Annotated in this window: 17 protein-coding genes; 12 read left to right on the top strand and 5 right to left on the bottom strand. The window is 38.0% G+C overall.

The annotated features are described in order from the left end of the window. Positions 1-305 precede the first annotated feature (305 nt). Positions 306-2090 (top strand): aromatic amino acid hydroxylase, encoded by a 1785-nt coding sequence (locus tag DUT68_RS15630; protein WP_113639157.1) that lies wholly within the window; start codon positions 306-308, stop codon positions 2088-2090. A 113-nt stretch (positions 2091-2203) separates the two neighbouring features. Here the strand turns inward: DUT68_RS15630 and DUT68_RS15625 are convergent, their stop codons facing one another. Further along, positions 2204-2758 (bottom strand): PhnA domain-containing protein, encoded by a 555-nt coding sequence (locus tag DUT68_RS15625; RefSeq protein ID WP_113639156.1) that lies wholly within the window; start codon positions 2756-2758, stop codon positions 2204-2206. Between the two features lie 166 nt (positions 2759-2924). On the opposite strand from DUT68_RS15625, the gene DUT68_RS15620 reads away from it, so the two are divergent. Together DUT68_RS15620 and DUT68_RS15615 are read left to right on the top strand one after the other, a co-directional pair. Then, complete coding sequence (locus DUT68_RS15620) at positions 2925-3626, top strand: SDR family oxidoreductase (RefSeq protein ID WP_113639155.1); 702 nt, start codon at positions 2925-2927, stop codon at positions 3624-3626. A 429-nt stretch (positions 3627-4055) separates the two neighbouring features. Next, positions 4056-4592, top strand: coding sequence for a C40 family peptidase (locus DUT68_RS15615; protein ID WP_113639154.1), 537 nt, complete (start codon positions 4056-4058; stop codon positions 4590-4592). 161 nt (positions 4593-4753) lie between these two features. On the opposite strand, the gene DUT68_RS15610 is transcribed toward DUT68_RS15615, so the two are convergent. Both DUT68_RS15610 and DUT68_RS15605 read right to left on the bottom strand, forming a co-directional pair. Then, positions 4754-5641: a flavin reductase family protein gene (locus DUT68_RS15610; protein ID WP_113639153.1), complete on the bottom strand. Its 888-nt coding sequence runs from the start codon at positions 5639-5641 to the stop codon at positions 4754-4756. 300 nt (positions 5642-5941) lie between these two features. Further along, positions 5942-6937 carry a fumarylacetoacetate hydrolase family protein gene (locus DUT68_RS15605; RefSeq protein WP_113639152.1) on the bottom strand — a complete coding sequence of 332 codons (996 nt, stop codon included), beginning with the start codon at positions 6935-6937 and terminating at the stop codon, positions 5942-5944. Positions 6938-7421: 484 nt separating this feature from the next. On the opposite strand from DUT68_RS15605, the gene DUT68_RS15600 reads away from it, so the two are divergent. The 3 genes from DUT68_RS15600 (at position 7422) to DUT68_RS15590 (ending at position 11191) form a co-directional block, all read left to right on the top strand. Further along, positions 7422-8588: a homogentisate 1,2-dioxygenase gene (locus tag DUT68_RS15600; RefSeq protein WP_113639151.1), complete on the top strand. Its 1167-nt coding sequence runs from the start codon at positions 7422-7424 to the stop codon at positions 8586-8588. Between the two features lie 168 nt (positions 8589-8756). After that, on the top strand, positions 8757-9887 hold the full coding sequence (hppD, locus tag DUT68_RS15595; RefSeq protein WP_113639150.1) for a 4-hydroxyphenylpyruvate dioxygenase: 1131 nt from the start codon (positions 8757-8759) through the stop codon (positions 9885-9887). A gap of 440 nt (positions 9888-10327) precedes the next feature. Continuing rightward, a complete protein-coding gene (locus DUT68_RS15590; protein ID WP_237088355.1) occupies positions 10328-11191 on the top strand; it encodes a YihY/virulence factor BrkB family protein in 864 nt (287 codons plus the stop codon). On the opposite strand, the gene DUT68_RS15585 is transcribed toward DUT68_RS15590, so the two are convergent. Together DUT68_RS15585 and DUT68_RS15580 are read right to left on the bottom strand one after the other, a co-directional pair. Then, positions 11177-11764: a porin family protein gene (locus DUT68_RS15585; RefSeq protein ID WP_113639148.1), complete on the bottom strand. Its 588-nt coding sequence runs from the start codon at positions 11762-11764 to the stop codon at positions 11177-11179. The genes DUT68_RS15590 and DUT68_RS15585 overlap by 15 nt on opposite strands. Positions 11765-11794: 30 nt before the next feature. Then, complete coding sequence (locus DUT68_RS15580; protein ID WP_113639147.1) at positions 11795-12070, bottom strand: hypothetical protein; 276 nt, start codon at positions 12068-12070, stop codon at positions 11795-11797. A 301-nt stretch (positions 12071-12371) separates the two neighbouring features. On the opposite strand from DUT68_RS15580, the gene mdh reads away from it, so the two are divergent. The 6 genes from mdh (at position 12372) to DUT68_RS15550 (ending at position 17226) form a co-directional block, all read left to right on the top strand. Beyond that, the gene (gene mdh, locus DUT68_RS15575; protein ID WP_113639146.1) at positions 12372-13310 is read left to right on the top strand and encodes a malate dehydrogenase; all 939 of its coding nucleotides are present in this window, start codon (positions 12372-12374) and stop codon (positions 13308-13310) included. Between the two features lie 84 nt (positions 13311-13394). Further along, a complete protein-coding gene (locus tag DUT68_RS15570; RefSeq protein ID WP_113639145.1) occupies positions 13395-13820 on the top strand; it encodes an aspartyl protease family protein in 426 nt (141 codons plus the stop codon). A gap of 3 nt (positions 13821-13823) precedes the next feature. Beyond that, the gene (locus DUT68_RS15565) at positions 13824-14489 is read left to right on the top strand and encodes a peptidoglycan recognition protein family protein (protein ID WP_113639144.1); all 666 of its coding nucleotides are present in this window, start codon (positions 13824-13826) and stop codon (positions 14487-14489) included. A 57-nt stretch (positions 14490-14546) separates the two neighbouring features. Further along, positions 14547-15083 (top strand): SRPBCC family protein, encoded by a 537-nt coding sequence (locus tag DUT68_RS15560; RefSeq protein WP_113639143.1) that lies wholly within the window; start codon positions 14547-14549, stop codon positions 15081-15083. 104 nt (positions 15084-15187) lie between these two features. Continuing rightward, positions 15188-15865, top strand: coding sequence for a response regulator transcription factor (locus tag DUT68_RS15555; RefSeq protein ID WP_113639142.1), 678 nt, complete (start codon positions 15188-15190; stop codon positions 15863-15865). Next, positions 15865-17226 (top strand): sensor histidine kinase, encoded by a 1362-nt coding sequence (locus DUT68_RS15550; protein WP_113639141.1) that lies wholly within the window; start codon positions 15865-15867, stop codon positions 17224-17226. Before DUT68_RS15555 ends, DUT68_RS15550 begins: the two co-directional genes overlap by 1 nt. Positions 17227-17314: the final 88 nt, after the last annotated feature.

Below are 17314 nucleotides of genomic sequence, written 5' to 3'. Positions count from 1 at the left end.
ATTATCAAAACACATAAACAAACAGCACCATCAAAACCTTAAATGACCTTATATGCCTTAAATGGTTAAAAAAGGTACTTCCATTATCAAAACACACATAAGCAAACAACACCGTCAAAAATCTTATATGACCTTACATGCCTTACATGGTTAAAAAGTTATCGAAATACACATAGTTAAATAACACCTCCCAAACCTTAAATGGCCTTGTATGGTTATAAAAAACAAATTACATCCAAACAACGGTAATTTCTTGCATTGCTAGCCCAAATAAGCTAATTTAGTGCAATTAACACAATGTATAAATGAGCGATTTTAACGACTTTAATAACGAGCAAGTTGCCAAATTGCCTAGACATTTAAGGCAATTTATAGTAGAGCAAAATTACGAGAAATACACGCCAATAGATCAAGCGGTTTGGCGTTATGTAATGCGTCAAAACTATAGTTATTTAAAGCACGTAGCTTATTATCCTTACATCAAAGGTTTGCAAAGAGCAGGTTTAAGTATTGAGTACATTCCTGATTTGCAAACCATGAACGACAATTTAGGCAAAATTGGTTGGGGCGCTGTTACCGTTGATGGTTTTATCCCTCCTGCTGCATTTATGGAATACCAAGCATATAGGGTGTTGGTTATTGCTGCAGATATCCGCCAGATTAACCACATTGAATACACACCAGCACCAGATATTATCCACGAAAGTGCCGGCCATGCACCTATTATTGCTGATACTGACTACAACAATTATTTGAGCTACTTCGGTTCAATTGGCGCAAAAGCCATGTTCAGCAGTAAAGATTTTGAACTGTATGAGGCAATTCGTAAGTTATCTATATTAAAAGAAGCTTCAAATGTTGATGAAGCCGAGATTGCAAAAGCAGAAAAAGAACTGAAATTTATTTCCGAAAATATGGGCGAGCCTTCAGAAATGGCTTTACTAGGACGTTTACACTGGTGGACGGTAGAGTATGGCTTGATAGGCACATTAGAAAACCCAAAAATTTACGGCGCAGGATTGCTTTCTTCCATTGGAGAAAGTGCCACTTGCATGGATCCTAAAATTAAAAAATTGTGGTACGATATCAACACGGTTAACTATAGCTATGATATTACCCAAGAGCAACCGCAGCTTTTCGTTACACCTACTTTCCAAAATTTGATTGATGTTTTAGAAGCGTTTGCCAATACAATGGCTTTTAGGCGTGGCGGGGCAGAAAGTGTACTTAAAGCGATAGAATGTAAAAACCCAAGTACGGCAGTGTATAGCTCTGGCTTACAGGTTACTGGTATTTTTACCGATGTGGGTATCAGTAAAAACGATGAAGTGACCTTCATCAAAACTAATGGACAATCGGCATTGGCATTTGACAATAAAGAGCTGCCAGGACATAGCAAGCATTATCATAAAGATGGATTTTCATCGCCTGTTGGCAAATTGAAAAACATCGACAAAGCTTTGGAAGACCATAATTTGGATGATTTATCAAACTTAGGTGTTTATATTGGATCAACTGCGCAACTAACTTTCGAAAGTGGCATTGAAGTAAACGGAACGGTAAAAGAAATCATCCGTAAAAACGATAAAACCATACTGATAGCCTTTGAGCAGTGCACCGTAAAAGAAGCCAATGGCAACATTTTATTTCAACCTGAATGGGGAACTTATGATATGGCCGTTGGCGAAAAAATTATTTCGGTATTTAATGGTGCTGCCGACAAAGATGCATACGAGGAATTGACACACGTAAGCGATCAACTTACGCATAAAGTGATTTACGACGATGCGACGAAACGTTTACATGAGCTGTATCAACAAGTGCGAGACATCAGGGAAAGCGGCGAAGGTCAAGAAAATCTAGAGAGTATATTTTCAGAATTGAAGACCAATTATCGTCATGACTGGCTCTGTGCGTTACAGATTGTTGAAATTCTACACCATACCGCTACTGATCCATCGCTGGAAAGCGAAATAAGAATTTATTTAGAGATGAAAGCGGCTAACGAAAAAGAATTTACGAAGCTAATTAATGATGGGTTTCACGTTATTGCTAATCCAGTAACACAATTAATTACCGTAGAGGACTAACATCTTTAAAGCCTGAATAATTAACAAAAAGCTAATTACTGATAAACTTACGAAGTTTTAAAAGCTTCGTAAGTTTGTTGTACCCAACCTTTGCAAGGTAAGACAAGGTCTTTTTAGTTATTCTTTTTAACGTACTTCGTTAATATCACAATCATTTGATCGTTGATTTTTCCTTCAATTTGCTCGTGATTATCGTGTACTAACCTAATGCGTTTCACTACGGTACCTTTTGGGGCACTAAAGCTAGTACCTTTCACATCTAAGGCCTGTGTAAGCACCACGGTATCGCCAGCTTCAAGCGTATTACCAAAAGCATCCTGATGCACATCAGCTAGTGCTAAACCGCTTAAAGCCCATTGTACCACATCCTCATCTAAATCAACCATGCTTAATACGCCACTTGCCCAATCTTCATCTTTATATTTTTGAAGTATGCGGTAACTTAAAGCTTGTACGCTAGGCTCCGGATTCCAAATGCTTCCTTCTACCACACGCCAATAAAATCCTTGATTTTCTGCATCAATATTCTGCAAACAATCGTTGCAAAGCGCCACCTGGTTTGCAATGGAGTCATCATTTTTCGGACTTACCGTGTAGGCAGTTGTAGCTTCAGTTTTACTGCATAATTCACATAAACCTTCGCTTCTTTCTTTTAATTTATCTAACATTTGTTTGAATTCAAACGGCAAAGGTACTTATAAACTATTGGCTTTTGGAAAGAATGACGAATATCAAACATCTTAAAACACAAAGTATTTATCCGATGAACTTCAACAAAGCTAATTGCCTATTACGCCACGTAAATTACTTATCTTTGCCACTTAATTTACAGCCATGAATATCATCATCACAGGAGCAAGTAGCGGAATAGGCTTTGAAGCAGCTTTAGAATTTAGTTTAGATACCAAAAACAAAGTAGTTTGCATCGCTAGATCGGCAGACAAACTGCGAAAACTACATGAAATTGCAAAAAGCATCACGCCAGAATGTACGCTTTTGCCTGTTGCGTTTGACTTGGTTAATGATGATTACAACGCTTTGGTGCCTTTTATTGAGCAACGACTAGGAACGGTCGATATTTTAGTTAATAATGCAGGCTCACTAATCAATAAACCATTACTGGAAACTACCGAAAATGATTTGGCAACAATGTTGGAGCACAACGTGATGAGCCACTTTAAGATGACTCGCTACATGCTTCCATTTATGACAACTGGTGCGCACATTGTGAACATTGGTAGCATGGGTGGTTTCCAAGGAAGTGTGAAATTTGCCGGATTAGCGGCTTACTCGGCCAGTAAGGCAGCATTACATATTTTAACAGAATGTATGGCGCAAGAACTTACTGCTTCTGGCATTAAGATTAACTGCTTAGCATTGGGCTCGGCACAAACGGAAATGTTAGAAGCAGCGTTCCCGGGTTATGAAAGTCCGGTGCTGGCATTTGAAATGGGCAAATATGTTGCTGATTTTGCTAAAACTGGGCATAAATTTTTCAATGGAAAAGTATTGCCCGTTGCCGTAACAACGCCATAAAATTGACGATTTCAGATTTACGAGTTACGATTTGCTAGAGCACTGAAATAAAATTTTATAGCACTGTAAACCAAACAACTAACCACGTAAATTGCCGATTTCAGATTTACGAATTACGATTTACTAGAGCACTGAAATAAAGTTTTATAGCACTGTAAACCAAAAAACTAATCACCTAAATTGCCGATTCAGATTTACGAATTACGATTTGCTAGAGCACTGAAATAAAGTTTTATGGCACTGTAAACCAAACAACTAATCATCTAAATTGCCGATTTCAGATTTACGAGTTACGATTTGCTAGAGCATTGAAATAAAATTTTATAGCACTGTAAACCAAACAACTAATCACCTAAAAAACTAACAAACCACACACAAAGTTTTCCACATTCTTTGGTGCTTTAACTGTAGTTAGTTAAGTTTGAAATAATGAAGAAAGCACTTTTCGCCATCTTATTGCTCACAAGTATCGCTTTTAGCTCGAAAGCACAGGATAACGTATCGTTAACGATGCAATATCAAAAAATGATGGAAAAGGTAATTAACCGTATTCCTGAAGTAGCCAACTCCACTTCCAACAAAATCATGGATTTCGCAAAATCATTGATCGGAACCAGGTACCGCTATGCTTCAAGTAATCCTGAAATTGGCTTTGATTGCTCAGGTTTTGTAAGTTATGTTTACAAACAATTTGGTTTCAATGGTGCACGTTCATCAGCTGATTTTGCTAAAAAAGGCAAGGCCATTAAGTTAGCAGATGCCAAAGTAGGCGATATTTTGGTATTCACCGGAACTAATTCTCGTGTTAGAAAGCCGGGGCATGTTGGTATTATTTACTCGAAAGATGAAAATGGAAACATCAAGTTCATCCATTCTTCGTCGGGAAAGGCTAAGGGTGTTACCATTACCGACTTAGAAGGATACTATAAAAATCGCTTTTTGAAAGCTGTGACTGTAGTGGAGTAAATAGTAGTGGACAGGGATTAGGAATCAGGGATTAGTCATTAATATTTCTACACTGCCTTTAGGCTTATAACAACACATACTTCACTTTAATCATCTGCAACGTTCGGACTTCCCGACTTCCCGACTTCCCGACTTTCAGACTTTCATACTTCCCGACTAAATCAGAGCAACAGTACTTTCAACGCATCAGCTACTTTGCCATAGGCAATCAATTCTTTCGCGAATTCATGTAGCTCACGTTCGCGGTTAGCAGCATCTCCAATAGTAGCATCTAAAATATCTTTCACATTGGTATTCCATTGCATTTCTGAAATTTCTTCATCGCTAGGCAACACTTCTAAATTCCCCAGTAAACCTAAGTCATTACCACTTAACACTCTGGATTGACGCACAGATATAGGTAAGGCATCTACGCCAATACCCAACGTTGTTAGCGGTTTCGGCACCGTAAATAAACTTTCAGGGGTAACCCTGCTGTACCAATTTCCGCCCAAGCGTGCTACTAAATCAATTTTTTGTTGATCTATTTTCCCCTCGGCATCCAAAATATCTTCCTTAATATGAATTAATTTGATTTCAGCTAAAACTAGGTTTCCAGCGCCATGCTGATCTCCCAAAGGAATTACCTGACTAATTACACATTCTAACTGTACAGGCGCTTCCGCTACTCTTGGCGGCTTCACCAAATGAGAAACCTCCATTGAAAAACCAGCCTTTTCAAACTCATTTACGCCTTTCCCATACTCAGTACTCGATAGACTGGTTTGTTGCACCATCGCATAGTTTACGATGTTCACTACACACTCTCCCACCTCTAAAATATTATCTAAGGTATGTTTTGTGGTATTATCTCTTACCCTACGTGCAGGTGAAAAAATACAAACCGGCGGATTGGTACTAAATAAATTAAAAAAACTGAAAGGGCTTAAGTTCACATTTCCATCGACATCAATAGTTGAAGCCAAACAAATTGGACGTGGCGCTATGGCATATTGCAAGTAGTTTTGCAATTGCATTGGTGAAAGTTCTTCGCAGTTTAAGGTAAGCATGGTATGGGTTGGAAAGTTTTAAAGTTGGAAATGTTGTAAGGTTGGAAAGTTTTAAGTTTTAAGGTTGAAAGGATGGAAATGGAAAGATTGAAATGTTAGTTTCGCTTCTTATTTGTACACCTTTCTTGTCATTCCGACGTTAGGAGGAATCTATCTAAAAGAAACGCTTCATAATCAATGCTGTAAGTTGTAGCATAGAAAAATGTACTTATGTAAGCTAAACCTGATAGCAGCGGCACGCAGTAAAGCGAATAGCAGGGCTTTCGTAACCGAAGCACATCGAACCCTGCTTTTCAAGTCTTATTTTTTAAGTGCTAATATCGAAAAATCGGTATCTGCTTTAGTAATGGTATTGCTTAATGCGCCCAAACCCGTGATTTCCATTTCTACATGATCACCCGGTTGTAGCCATTGTACCTGATAGTTAGGGTCGTTCAACAAACCGGTACCATTTAATTCCAAGAAACATCCAGTACCTACCGTACCCGATCCTATCACATCGCCTGGCAAAACATCCACTCCGTAGGCACAACGCTCCACAATTTCGGCAAAAGTCCAGTCCATATCAGCCATGTTGCCGCTAGATACTTCAATGCCATTCACCTTGCAGGTCATCTTTAAGTTATAGTTGTCACCTACGTGGCCATCCTTCGCAGGAACTTTATATGACGCCAACTCATCAGGAGTAACTAACCAAGGTCCAATTACGGTTGAAAAATCCTTACCTTTTGCTGGGCCCAAATTCAACAACATTTCCTCCATTTGTAGCGTACGGGCACTCATATCGTTCATGATCATGTAACCAGCAATATATTCATCGGCTTCCGCAGCTTTGATGTTTCTTCCTTTTTTCCCAATTACAATGGCAACTTCCAGTTCAAAATCAAGCTTTTGAAAATGATCAGGCATACATTCGATTTCACCAGGACCTTGAATAGCATTATGATTAGTGAAGTAAAAAATCGGATATTGATCGAACTCAGCAATCATATCTACCTTACGGTTTCTACGTGCTGCAGCCACATGCTGCCTAAATGCGTAGCCATCCCTACAAGAGGTTGGATGAGGAACTGGCGCTAAAAGCTCATAAAAAACTTCCTCTTTCGGCGTTAGTGCACCCGTTAAAATATCTTGATTTACTTTTTTTGCTCTTTCCATCAGCGGCTCGCCACCTTCTAAAAAAGCATTCATATGATCAGGAATCAATTTATCACACGAGTTAAGGTTATAGATATGCCCATTAGCGTATACACCTAGGTGCTCTCTATCTTCTGTTTTGTAGGATACAAGCTTCATTTTTATTAATAAGTTTTAGCGATGTCAAAATAATACCCAATAAAACAACAACGCAACTTGGAGAAGGTTTATAATTGGATGGTTCAAAGCTATGAAAGCATTATGGGTTTTCCAAAAGCTGTATCAGGTTATATTTATTGAAACACCCGATGCACTTTAGTTCACCTTTGTTTAGGACAGTAAATCTATGGCGTGAACTTAGGTTTCTAAGGTGGTAAAATGTTTAGTATAAAATTGTAAAATTTGAAGTTTGAAACATTGCGGCAAAAAAGCTATTTTTACAGCAACAAATATGAACGAGATTTTCCCATATCATAACCACTGTGTAGCAGAAGTTTTTTCCGCTTACAGATATGCTATGCTTTCCAAATTGATATTTGCACAATATTCTTTTTAATAACTTTCCATCTAAATGAACGTACAGTAAACGTTCTCTACCTTTATTCGTTATTATAGTAATTTCTAACCAAAAGAATCTTATAATATGCCTATTTACCATACTTTAGGGAGTATTCCTCCTAAAAGACATACCGTTTTCCGCAAGCCAAATGGCGATTTATATGCGGAGGAACTCGTTTCAACGGAAGGCTTTTCTAGCTTATATTCGCTGGTGTACCATTGCCATCCACCAACTATTGTAAAAGCCATTGGCGAACCTTATTCCGTAGAACCCAAAATTGCAAGAGAAAAACATCTCCGCCATACTAGTTTAATTGGTTTCAACATCAAACCAGAAGACGATTACCTGAAAAGTCGCAAGCCGGTACTGGTAAATAGCGATTTGCATATCTCCCTTGCTGCGCCTAAACAATCAATGACTGACTATTTTTATAAGAACAGTCAGGCCGATGAGGTAATTTTTATTCATGAAGGATCGGGAAAGCTTAAGACAGGATTTGGGGAAATTGCTTTTGAATACGGTGATTATTTGGTTATTCCACGCGGTACCATTTATCAGATGGAGTTTAATGACGAACAAAATCGCCTATTCATTGTAGAAAGTTTTAGTCCAATACGTACCCCAAAAAGGTACAGAAACACTTTTGGGCAATTGGAAGAGCATTCTCCATTTTGTGAAAGAGATATCAAAAGACCGCAAAATCTTCAAACTTTTGATGAGAAAGGAGATTTTAAGGTGCTAATTAAAAAGCAAGGCATCATGTATCCATACACCTACGGTACGCATCCATTTGATTTTGTAGGCTGGGATGGCTTTCATTATCCTTGGGCTTTCTCTATCCACAATTTTGAACCTATTACCGGACGCTTGCACCAGCCGCCTCCAGTGCATCAAACTTTTGAAGGACACAATTTTGTAATTTGCTCTTTTGTGCCAAGAAAGTACGATTACCATCCTTTAGCGATACCAGCGCCTTATAACCATAGTAATGTAGATAGTGATGAAGTGCTTTACTATGTTGATGGTGATTTCATGAGCCGCAAAAGTGTGGTGAAAGGACAAATTACATTGCATCCAGGCGGTATTCCTCATGGGCCACATCCAGGAACGGTAGAAAAATCTATAGGTCAGGAAAAGACAGAAGAGCTAGCGGTAATGATAGATCCTTTTAGACCGCTAATGCTTACTGAAGATGCCATTTCCATTGAGGATGAAAGCTATCATAAAAGTTGGCAGATAAACGTAGAGTAGTAGTCAGAAAGTTTTTGTCGGCAAGTCCGCAAGACTTAGCAGGCATTAACTTCAACGCAAAAAATAAAAAATTTAATTTCTGGAATGGCGGATTTTCCGACTTCCGTACTAATTAAAAAGTTATAACATCCGACATCGGTGGTTCGACTTCGGACAAAATAAAACAGAATGAGCACACAAACATTTGCAGAAAAAATAGCTAAAGCACCTGATTTTCTTCCTATTAATGGAACAGATTATATTGAATTTTATGTAGGAAATGCCAAGCAAGCAGCGCATTATTATAAAACTGCATTCGGATTTCAATCTTTAGCCTATGCAGGTCCAGAAACGGGAATTAAAGACCGAGCTTCGTACGTACTACAACAAGGTAAAATACGATTGATTTTAACTACCGCTTTAAAATCCGAACATCCTATAGCTGAACATGTAAAAAAGCATGGCGATGGCGTTAAAGTATTGGCACTTTGGGTTGACGATGCCTACAGCGCTTTCGAAGAGACCACTAAACGTGGTGCAAAGCCTTATCTAGAACCTCAAACATTAACAGATGAGCACGGTGAACTACGCATGTCGGGAATTTATACATACGGCGAAACCATTCACATGTTTATCGAAAGAAAAAACTATAATGGCGTTTTTATGCCAGGCTACCAAAAATGGGTAAGCGAATATAATCCAACCGATACTGGCTTACTTTACATTGACCACTGTGTAGGCAACGTAGGTTGGAACCGTATGAATGAAACCGTGAAATGGTACGAAGAAGTGATGGGTTTTGTTAACATCCTTACCTTCGATGATAAGCAAATTAATACCGAATACTCTGCGTTGATGAGTAAAGTGATGAGCAACGGTAATGGTTACTCGAAATTCCCAATTAACGAACCTGCGGAGGGAAAAAAGAAATCTCAAATTGAGGAATATCTAGAGTTTTATGAAGGAGAAGGCGTACAACATATTGCAGTAGCCACCAAAGACATCGTTAAAACAGTTAAAGAATTAAAGGCTCGTGGCGTGGAATTTTTAAGTGCACCTCCACAGGCTTACTATGATATGATGCCCGACCGAGTTGGGGAAATTGACGAAGAACTAGCGCCGTTAAAGGAATTGGGTATTTTAGTGGACCGAGATGAAGAAGGATATTTACTTCAAATTTTCACCAAACCAGTAGAAGACAGACCGACTTTATTTTTCGAAATTATTGAACGTAAAGGCGCACAAAGCTTTGGTGCAGGTAACTTTAAGGCACTTTTCGAGAGTATCGAAAGAGAACAGGCTTTGAGAGGCAATTTGTAAAATACGCTTCTCATTTCAAGCGCATGGAGAAACGCTAAGATTTAAGATTTCTTCATGCGCTTATTTTATGAAATGGTGATGATTCAATGTTAGCAATGGCCCAACAAGTAGTATAAAGCTACAAAAATCACGATTGTTGATAGGCAACCTCCGCCTAATTTCCAGGCACCCCAGCCTGCTATAGCTGTTCTAAAAAAATTGTTCATGGCTTATCTCCTTTAGTTTTTTATCATAACCAACGGGACAAGTAATAGTTTGAAACTTTATAATTTTAACCGCAATTGTTGCATTAATAATAACAACAACAAACATCCTTTGGCATATTTTGTTATTTTTGAAATTCGCTAATGGGAATAACATCTACATTGAAAGAGTCGAAGCTGTTTTTGTTTTGTAAGCATTTACGAAACGCCTTTATGCTATATCAAAAAAACGACCCGTTGAGATTAGCAGGAGCTACCGCTTTTTTTGCCAACTTCGCCATTCCACCAATTCTTCTAATCTTAATACGCTTGTTTGGTTTTTTTGTGGACAGAAGATTTCTTGCCTCTCAACTATTTGACCGTATTTCGCAGATTTTAATCCCAAGCAGTACCAATCAAATTCGCGAAACATTGCGCAATATCAGAGGGGTTGACCATAACTGGTGGGCTACAGTATTAACATTTGTGTTTTTCATTTTTGTGGCCACTACCCTATTTAACGTAATCAAAAACTCGGTAGAGCAAATATGGAATATTGGGCAAAATGACAAGCAAGGCTTTTTGTTCACCTTGAAAATACGTGGGCGATCGATGATTATTATTTTGCTAGCTGGAATTTTGTTCTTTGTAGGTTTAGTTACCGATAGTGTACAAGCATTTGTAGGTACGTACTTGCACAGCTCAGCACCTAACTTCGGAAAATATCTATTGTGGGCCTTAAATCAACTAATTTTCATATTAATTGTAACTATCTGGTTTACAATTTTATTTCGATTTTTAACCAACGCCCGTCCAAAATGGAAAACTGCATTTCAAGGAGGCTTATTAACAGGCATCTTATTTAATTTAGGAAAATACGTATTACGTATCATGTTGCCGCTCAGCAATATCGAAAATATTTACGGCGCATCGGGCTCAATTGTGTTAGTGATGCTATTTGTTTTCTACTCCTCACTAATTTTTTACTTTGGAGCTTGCTTTATTAAAATTATAAGTGAGCAGCAACAGCTAAATATACGCCCCATTAAAGGAGCGTATACCTACGAGCTTAAAGAAGTAACTCAAATTATTGAAAAAGGCGATGATTTAGAACAATCGTAAGCCCAAACCAAGCATAAAAATATTCAATTTAGTTTCTGGATAACCAGCAGCATTGAGCTTAGATAGCCCCATCTCGTAGCGCAAATCAAAACTCAATTTACCTAAATCTAAACCTGTTCCAAACTGCCACGCAAATGCTTGATCCTTAAACCTGCCATTAAAAACGTTGGAAGCGGCTTGGTCAAAACTTTGCTTTTCGCTGATTACAAATGATGCAACCGGACCTGTGTTTAAACGGATGCCAACGCCAGCTGCTCCAATTTTTGCACCTACTAAAACAGGTACATCCAAGCTCGTAAAAGTAACTTTGTTTTGTAACCCACTGCTGCTTTGTAGTGTTGTGTTTTTACCAGAAAGATACAACTCCGGCTGCAAGTGAATTCCAGCACCGCCTATTCTAGCCCAAACCCCGCCGTAGCCACCAGCCTTATTTTCGCTGGCAAAAGTATTTTCAGTACTAAACTTAGATAGATTAAAGCCGCCTTTCAACCCGAATTGAAATGAAGGTGCAACCTGAGCAGTAGCCATCTGCGCTACAAAAAACAAACCTGTAACTAAAGAAAATATTTTCATCTGGAAAAATTTATTGATGTGCGATATACTTTATGACTTTGGAGCGATTTTTTCAAAACCTTGCATTTCAAAAACAGCTAGCTTATCCAAGCAATTGAAGTGTAGCGTGCCAAAAAAATTGAAAATACCCTCTTCATTTTTACCTTCTATACAAACAGTTTCTTTCAATGTTGGATTTTTAGCCCCGCCAATATTTCTGAAGAGCATATCTTCATCTTGAATAATGACATTTTTCGCTTCGATAGCAAAATCACTTAAAATGGTCAGAAACGCCTTTCCATTCAATAATAGTTCCTTGATATTCATGATGCAATTTTTTGAAGTTTAAATGCTAAACAACATAAGCACGAAAATAGTTCTGGCTAACGCCAAAAAAACAGAATAAAAAACTGTTAATCAAACACTTAAATAAACAAACAGGTATTTAGCCACGGCAAAGAAATCTGTATCATCAAATAAAAATCATAATGCTTTATACAAATGCAAAAAATATTTGTTTAGCTGTTACAAATCTATACCTTAGTTCTGTGAAAAATCTTTAATATAATAACACAAATTAATAAAAGAGGCTTTTTAAGCTTCTCCAATTACTAAAACCAAAGTAGATATGAAAATAACAGTAGTAGGTGCGGGTGCCGTTGGCGCCACTTGTGCAGATAACATTGCACGAAGAGAATTAGCAGAAGAACTCGTATTATTAGATATTAAAGAAGGCTTTGCTGAAGGTAAAGCCATTGATATGATGCAAACCGCTACCCTATTGGGTTTCGATACAAAAATTAAAGGTGTAACTAACGATTACAGCCAAACAGCAGGCTCGGCAGTAGCAGTAATTACTTCAGGTTTGCCACGTAAACCAGGAATGACCCGCGAAGAATTGATTGGCATTAACGCTGGCATTGTAAAAGGTGTTGCAGAAAATATTTTAAAGTACTCTCCGGAGGCAATTATCATCGTAATTTCTAACCCTATGGATACGATGACCTACTTAGCATTAAAATCTTTAGGCTTACCAAAAAACAGAATTATTGGCATGGGTGGCACATTGGACAGCTCACGCTTTAAATATTATTTGAGCCAAGCCTTAAACTGCAGCCCTAATGATTTGCAAGGGTTTGTAATTGGTGGCCACGGCGATACCACGATGATTCCTTTAACCAGATACGCTACTTACCAAAGCTTACCAGTATCAGAACTGTTGGATGAAGCTACCCTAGAAAAAGTAGCTGCAGATACCATGGTGGGCGGAGCTACCCTAACTGGTTTAATTGGCACTTCTGCTTGGTATGCACCAGGAGCAGCAGGAGCAGCATTGGTAGAAGCAATAGTTAGAGATGAGAAAAAATTATTCACCTGCTGTGTTTCATTAGAAGGCGAATATGGTCAAAACGATATTTGCTTAGGTGTTCCAGTAATTATTGGCCGTAATGGTTGGGAGAAAATTATTGATTATACCCTTAACGAAAAAGAACAAGCAGCTTTCAACAAAAGCGCCGATGCGGTACGCGGTATGAACAATGTACTAGCTGAAATGAAGTTAGTATAGTTTTGTTTGAACGGAGCAACTAGTTAATCGTTTAACCGTTATAAGCAGTTAGCATTCTAAATAATTTAAACGATTAAACATATAATGAGAACAATTAAGGTTCCTTTAATTTTAGTGAACTTACAAGACAACGGTTTCCACATCTTAGTGGAAATTGTTGTTTTTGGACAACGCTTATTTGCTGTGGTAGATACTGGAGCATCGCGTTCTGTATTCGATAAAACCTTGATGGAAAAACACCTATCGCATTTGCGTGAAAATGAGGAACATCAAGCAGCAACCATTTTTAGCAGTACAACTACTTTGGAGGGCACCATCCCTCTTCTGCAAATTGGCAGTTTAAGCATGAAAAATTACGACACCGTAGCAATAGACCTACAAAGCGTTTCAGACACTTATATCCAACTCGGGCAACCTTCTATTTCCGGCATCATTGGCGGTGATATTTTAGTGCAGTTCAACTGCAAAATTGATTATAAAAAGCAAATACTTACATTTTACAAAGACTAGGAAATGCTAACAAAATTTAATTTATTTTTCTTACTGCTCATCAGTTACGTAACAGTTCAAGCGCAGCAAATTAAAATTGTCGACAAACCTATCTCCTATAATTCTACCAGAATAAAACTGAGTTTGCAATACCTTAAAGAAAGACATGGAATTACACAAACTACACCGACAATAACTCCCAAAATTATTGTGCTACACTGGACCGCCGCCAAAACCTTTTCCTCAACGTTTAACGCGTTTTATCCAGCCAAGCTTCCTAATGGCGACAGGAAGGATATTGCCCAAGTGAGTGCGCTCAATACTTCATCACAATTTTTAATTGATAGAGATGGCACCATTTATAGGCTAATGCCTGAAAACTATTTTGCCCGACACGTAATTGGCTTAAATTACTGCGCAATAGGTGTTGAAAATGTAGGCAGCGCCGATTTTCCCTTAACAGATGCTCAACTAAAAGCCAATGAGTTGTTGGTGCGTTACCTCTGTAAAAAATACAACATCGAATATTTGATTGGCCACTACGAATACGCTAAGTTTAAAAACACGCCGCTTTGGAAAGAAACCAATCCAAATTACCTTACGGGCAAAAATGACCCCGGAGCAGATTTTATGCTGAACATCCGCAACAACATGAAAGATTTAAAACTAAAGGGAGTATCAAATAACTAGTAAAATTTTCCCTTTTTCTAATTTTAATTAACTTTATGTAAATCAAACAAATACAACATGAAGTTTTTAAAAATTTTTCTAGCGGTGATAGTAGTACTCGTTGCTATCATCGTAATTGGTGGTACATTACTTCCAAAAACCTATTCGGTAAGCAGGTCTGTAACTATTGCAGCGCCAGACACCGTAGTTTATCAACATATCGCCAACTTCAATAACTTCCTTAAATGGAACGCTTGGTCCAAAATGGATACTACTTCTAAATATGATTTAAAAGGTAGTCCTGAGCAAGTAGGGCACCAATATCACTGGAAAGGAGAAAAATCAGGCGAAGGTGAAATGAGCATCACAGGCGTAACTCCGTACCAACAAATCAAAATGGATTTAAAATTCATCAAACCTTTTGAAAGCCTTGCAAATGTTACCTTCGACCTCTCAAAACAAGCTGACGGCACAAAAGTGACTTGGACGATGAGCGGCGACAATAACATCATTGGCAGGTGGATGTGCCTAGTAATGGGTGGCATGGATAAAATGATTGGAAAAGATTTCGAAAGTGGCCTACAATCCTTAAAGGAGATGTCTGAAAAGAAATAATCAAACAAATACTTGCGTTTGCTGTTCGTTATCAAACAGTAAAATTTAACTAAAAGAAGGGATATAATTTTTTTTTATCCCTTTTTTTAAAGTACTTGGCATTGATGAATTTGCTATTAGTTGAAGATGAGCCTAACGTGGTATCAGTTGTGGTACGCGGCCTCAGTGCCGAAGGGTTCAATGTAAGTGTTGCCCCTGATGGCAATATTGGTCAAACAATGGCACTTTCTAGCCATTTTGATTTGATCATTTTAGATATCATGCTTCCTGGCATTAATGGCTTAGAACTTTGCAAAATCATTAAAAAAGAAAAGCCTAACGTACCTATTATCATGTTAACAGCGCTTGACTCTACCGAGAATGTAGTGAATGGACTGGATAATGGCGCCGATGATTACTTAACCAAACCTTTCAAATTTGCAGAGCTTTTTGCTCGCATCCGTATGCTGTTGCGCAGGTACAGTGGCTTCATCAGTCCTGACCATACCATTAACATTGCTGATTTACAGATCAACCTAACCGCTAAAAGTGTAAAAAGAGCCGATCAGGATATTACACTTACTGCTACCGAGTACCGCTTACTTGAATTCTTGGCAAAAAATAAATCTAAAATTCTCTCCAGAATTGATATTTTAGAAAATGTATGGGATATTGATTTTAACTTGGGTACCAACGTAGTTGATGTTTACGTCAATTATCTTCGGAAAAAAATCGATAAAAACAGTGATCAAAAACTGATTCATACGGCAGTAGGTTTGGGTTACGTTTTGAAAGAAAATTAATGCAGCTAGCAAAAAAAATCACTTTATTATTTGCCATATTATCGGCAGTTATCATTTCCTTGCTAAGTGGATTCGTGTGGTATTTTTCCAATGAATTTGCCTTCGAAGATTTTTACAAACGTTTAGAAGCGAGAGTAAATATTGCAGCACAAATTAAGTTAGTAAAAGATGAAAATAACGATGCCTACGCAAAAATGCGTGCTCAATATTTAGAGCGTCTTCCTTCTGAAAAAGAGTATATCGTTAAAACGGATACCAATACCCATCCTGAAGTAAACACACAAGATCAGCTTCCGAAAAGTTTTTACAAACGTATTAACGAAGGCAAAATGGCTCGCTACCGTAAAGAAAACCACTTTTATGCTGGAAAATATTTTGAAAGTGGCGAACAAGGATATATCGTAGTTATTACCGCAAATGATCCATTTGGCTTTAAAGAACTTAAAAATCTGCAAAAGATATTAGTTGCAGGCTTTTTTCTTTCTGTGTTTCTATCTTTCTTAGTCGGTTGGCGCTTTTCTAAATATGCACTTGATCCGCTTCGGAAAATCATTAAGAGCATGAAAAAAATCAAGGCAGAAAATTTGCACCTGCGCTTGGATGTAAAAAGTTACGGCGGCGGTGAAATGTCTGACTTGGCACAGACCTTCAACAACATGCTCAACAGATTAGAGACAGCTTTCGAAACGCAAAATAATTTTATCAGTAATGCCTCCCATGAACTTCGTACACCTTTAACAATCATTACCGGGGAGGTGGAACTAGCAAACCGCAGTGATTTGCAACAACAGGATTATCTACAAACGCTAAATAAAATTAAATCGGAAGCCGAACGTTTGGAGAATATCATTGCCAGCTTACTTGGTTTAGCGCAATCTGGCTTCAACGGCAAGGTGCAACCCAGAGAAGAAGTAAGAATTGATGAATTGTTATGGGAAATTAAAGATGCTGTTTATCAGGTACATCCGGAAAGCAAAATTGAGCTAGATTTAAGCAAACTACCTGAAGACGAGGCCGCAGTAACCCTAAAAGCAAATAAAAACTTACTAAAGCTAGCTGTCACAAATATCGTGAGCAACGCCTGTAAATATTCCGACTTTAAGCCGGTAAAAGTGAAGCTAGAAAGTAATGGAAACCTTTTATCTATCGCAGTAATTGACCAAGGTATTGGCATACCTCAAGACGACATTCAGCATATATTTGAGCCTTTTTTCAGAGCATCTAATACCAGTAATTTTAACGGTTATGGCATTGGCTTGCCGCTCTCGCTCAACATCATTAGGCTGCACCGCGGCAGTATTGGCATCAAATCTCAGGAAGGCATGGGTACCGAAATTAAGGTGATGCTTCCAGTTAATTAAAATTCTAATCTCATTCTAATCTTATTCTTAGGTGGCTATAATTTGTCCGCCCTAATATTGTATCAAATAATTAATTGATCATTTAACA

The organism is Pedobacter zeaxanthinifaciens (assembly GCF_003313335.1).
Taxonomy (GTDB): Bacteria; Bacteroidota; Bacteroidia; order Sphingobacteriales; family Sphingobacteriaceae; genus Pedobacter; species Pedobacter zeaxanthinifaciens.
This window is presented reverse-complemented; position numbering and strand designations above follow the sequence as displayed.

Coding starts and splice junctions, on each gene's coding strand:
- DUT68_RS15615 (WP_113639154.1), top strand. CDS start 4,056: ATGAAGAAAGCACTTTTCGCCATCTTATTGCTCACAAGTATCGCTTTT.
- DUT68_RS15605 (WP_113639152.1), bottom strand. CDS start 6,937: ATGAAGCTTGTATCCTACAAAACAGAAGATAGAGAGCACCTAGGTGTA.
- DUT68_RS15585 (WP_113639148.1), bottom strand. CDS start 11,764: ATGAAAATATTTTCTTTAGTTACAGGTTTGTTTTTTGTAGCGCAGATG.
- DUT68_RS15580 (WP_113639147.1), bottom strand. CDS start 12,070: ATGAATATCAAGGAACTATTATTGAATGGAAAGGCGTTTCTGACCATT.
- DUT68_RS15610 (WP_113639153.1), bottom strand. CDS start 5,641: ATGCTTACCTTAAACTGCGAAGAACTTTCACCAATGCAATTGCAAAAC.
- DUT68_RS15630 (WP_113639157.1), top strand. CDS start 306: ATGAGCGATTTTAACGACTTTAATAACGAGCAAGTTGCCAAATTGCCT.
- DUT68_RS15555 (WP_113639142.1), top strand. CDS start 15,188: ATGAATTTGCTATTAGTTGAAGATGAGCCTAACGTGGTATCAGTTGTG.
- DUT68_RS15620 (WP_113639155.1), top strand. CDS start 2,925: ATGAATATCATCATCACAGGAGCAAGTAGCGGAATAGGCTTTGAAGCA.
- DUT68_RS15625 (WP_113639156.1), bottom strand. CDS start 2,758: ATGTTAGATAAATTAAAAGAAAGAAGCGAAGGTTTATGTGAATTATGC.
- mdh (WP_113639146.1), top strand. CDS start 12,372: ATGAAAATAACAGTAGTAGGTGCGGGTGCCGTTGGCGCCACTTGTGCA.
- DUT68_RS15560 (WP_113639143.1), top strand. CDS start 14,547: ATGAAGTTTTTAAAAATTTTTCTAGCGGTGATAGTAGTACTCGTTGCT.
- hppD (WP_113639150.1), top strand. CDS start 8,757: ATGAGCACACAAACATTTGCAGAAAAAATAGCTAAAGCACCTGATTTT.
- DUT68_RS15550 (WP_113639141.1), top strand. CDS start 15,865: ATGCAGCTAGCAAAAAAAATCACTTTATTATTTGCCATATTATCGGCA.
- DUT68_RS15570 (WP_113639145.1), top strand. CDS start 13,395: ATGAGAACAATTAAGGTTCCTTTAATTTTAGTGAACTTACAAGACAAC.
- DUT68_RS15565 (WP_113639144.1), top strand. CDS start 13,824: ATGCTAACAAAATTTAATTTATTTTTCTTACTGCTCATCAGTTACGTA.
- DUT68_RS15600 (WP_113639151.1), top strand. CDS start 7,422: ATGCCTATTTACCATACTTTAGGGAGTATTCCTCCTAAAAGACATACC.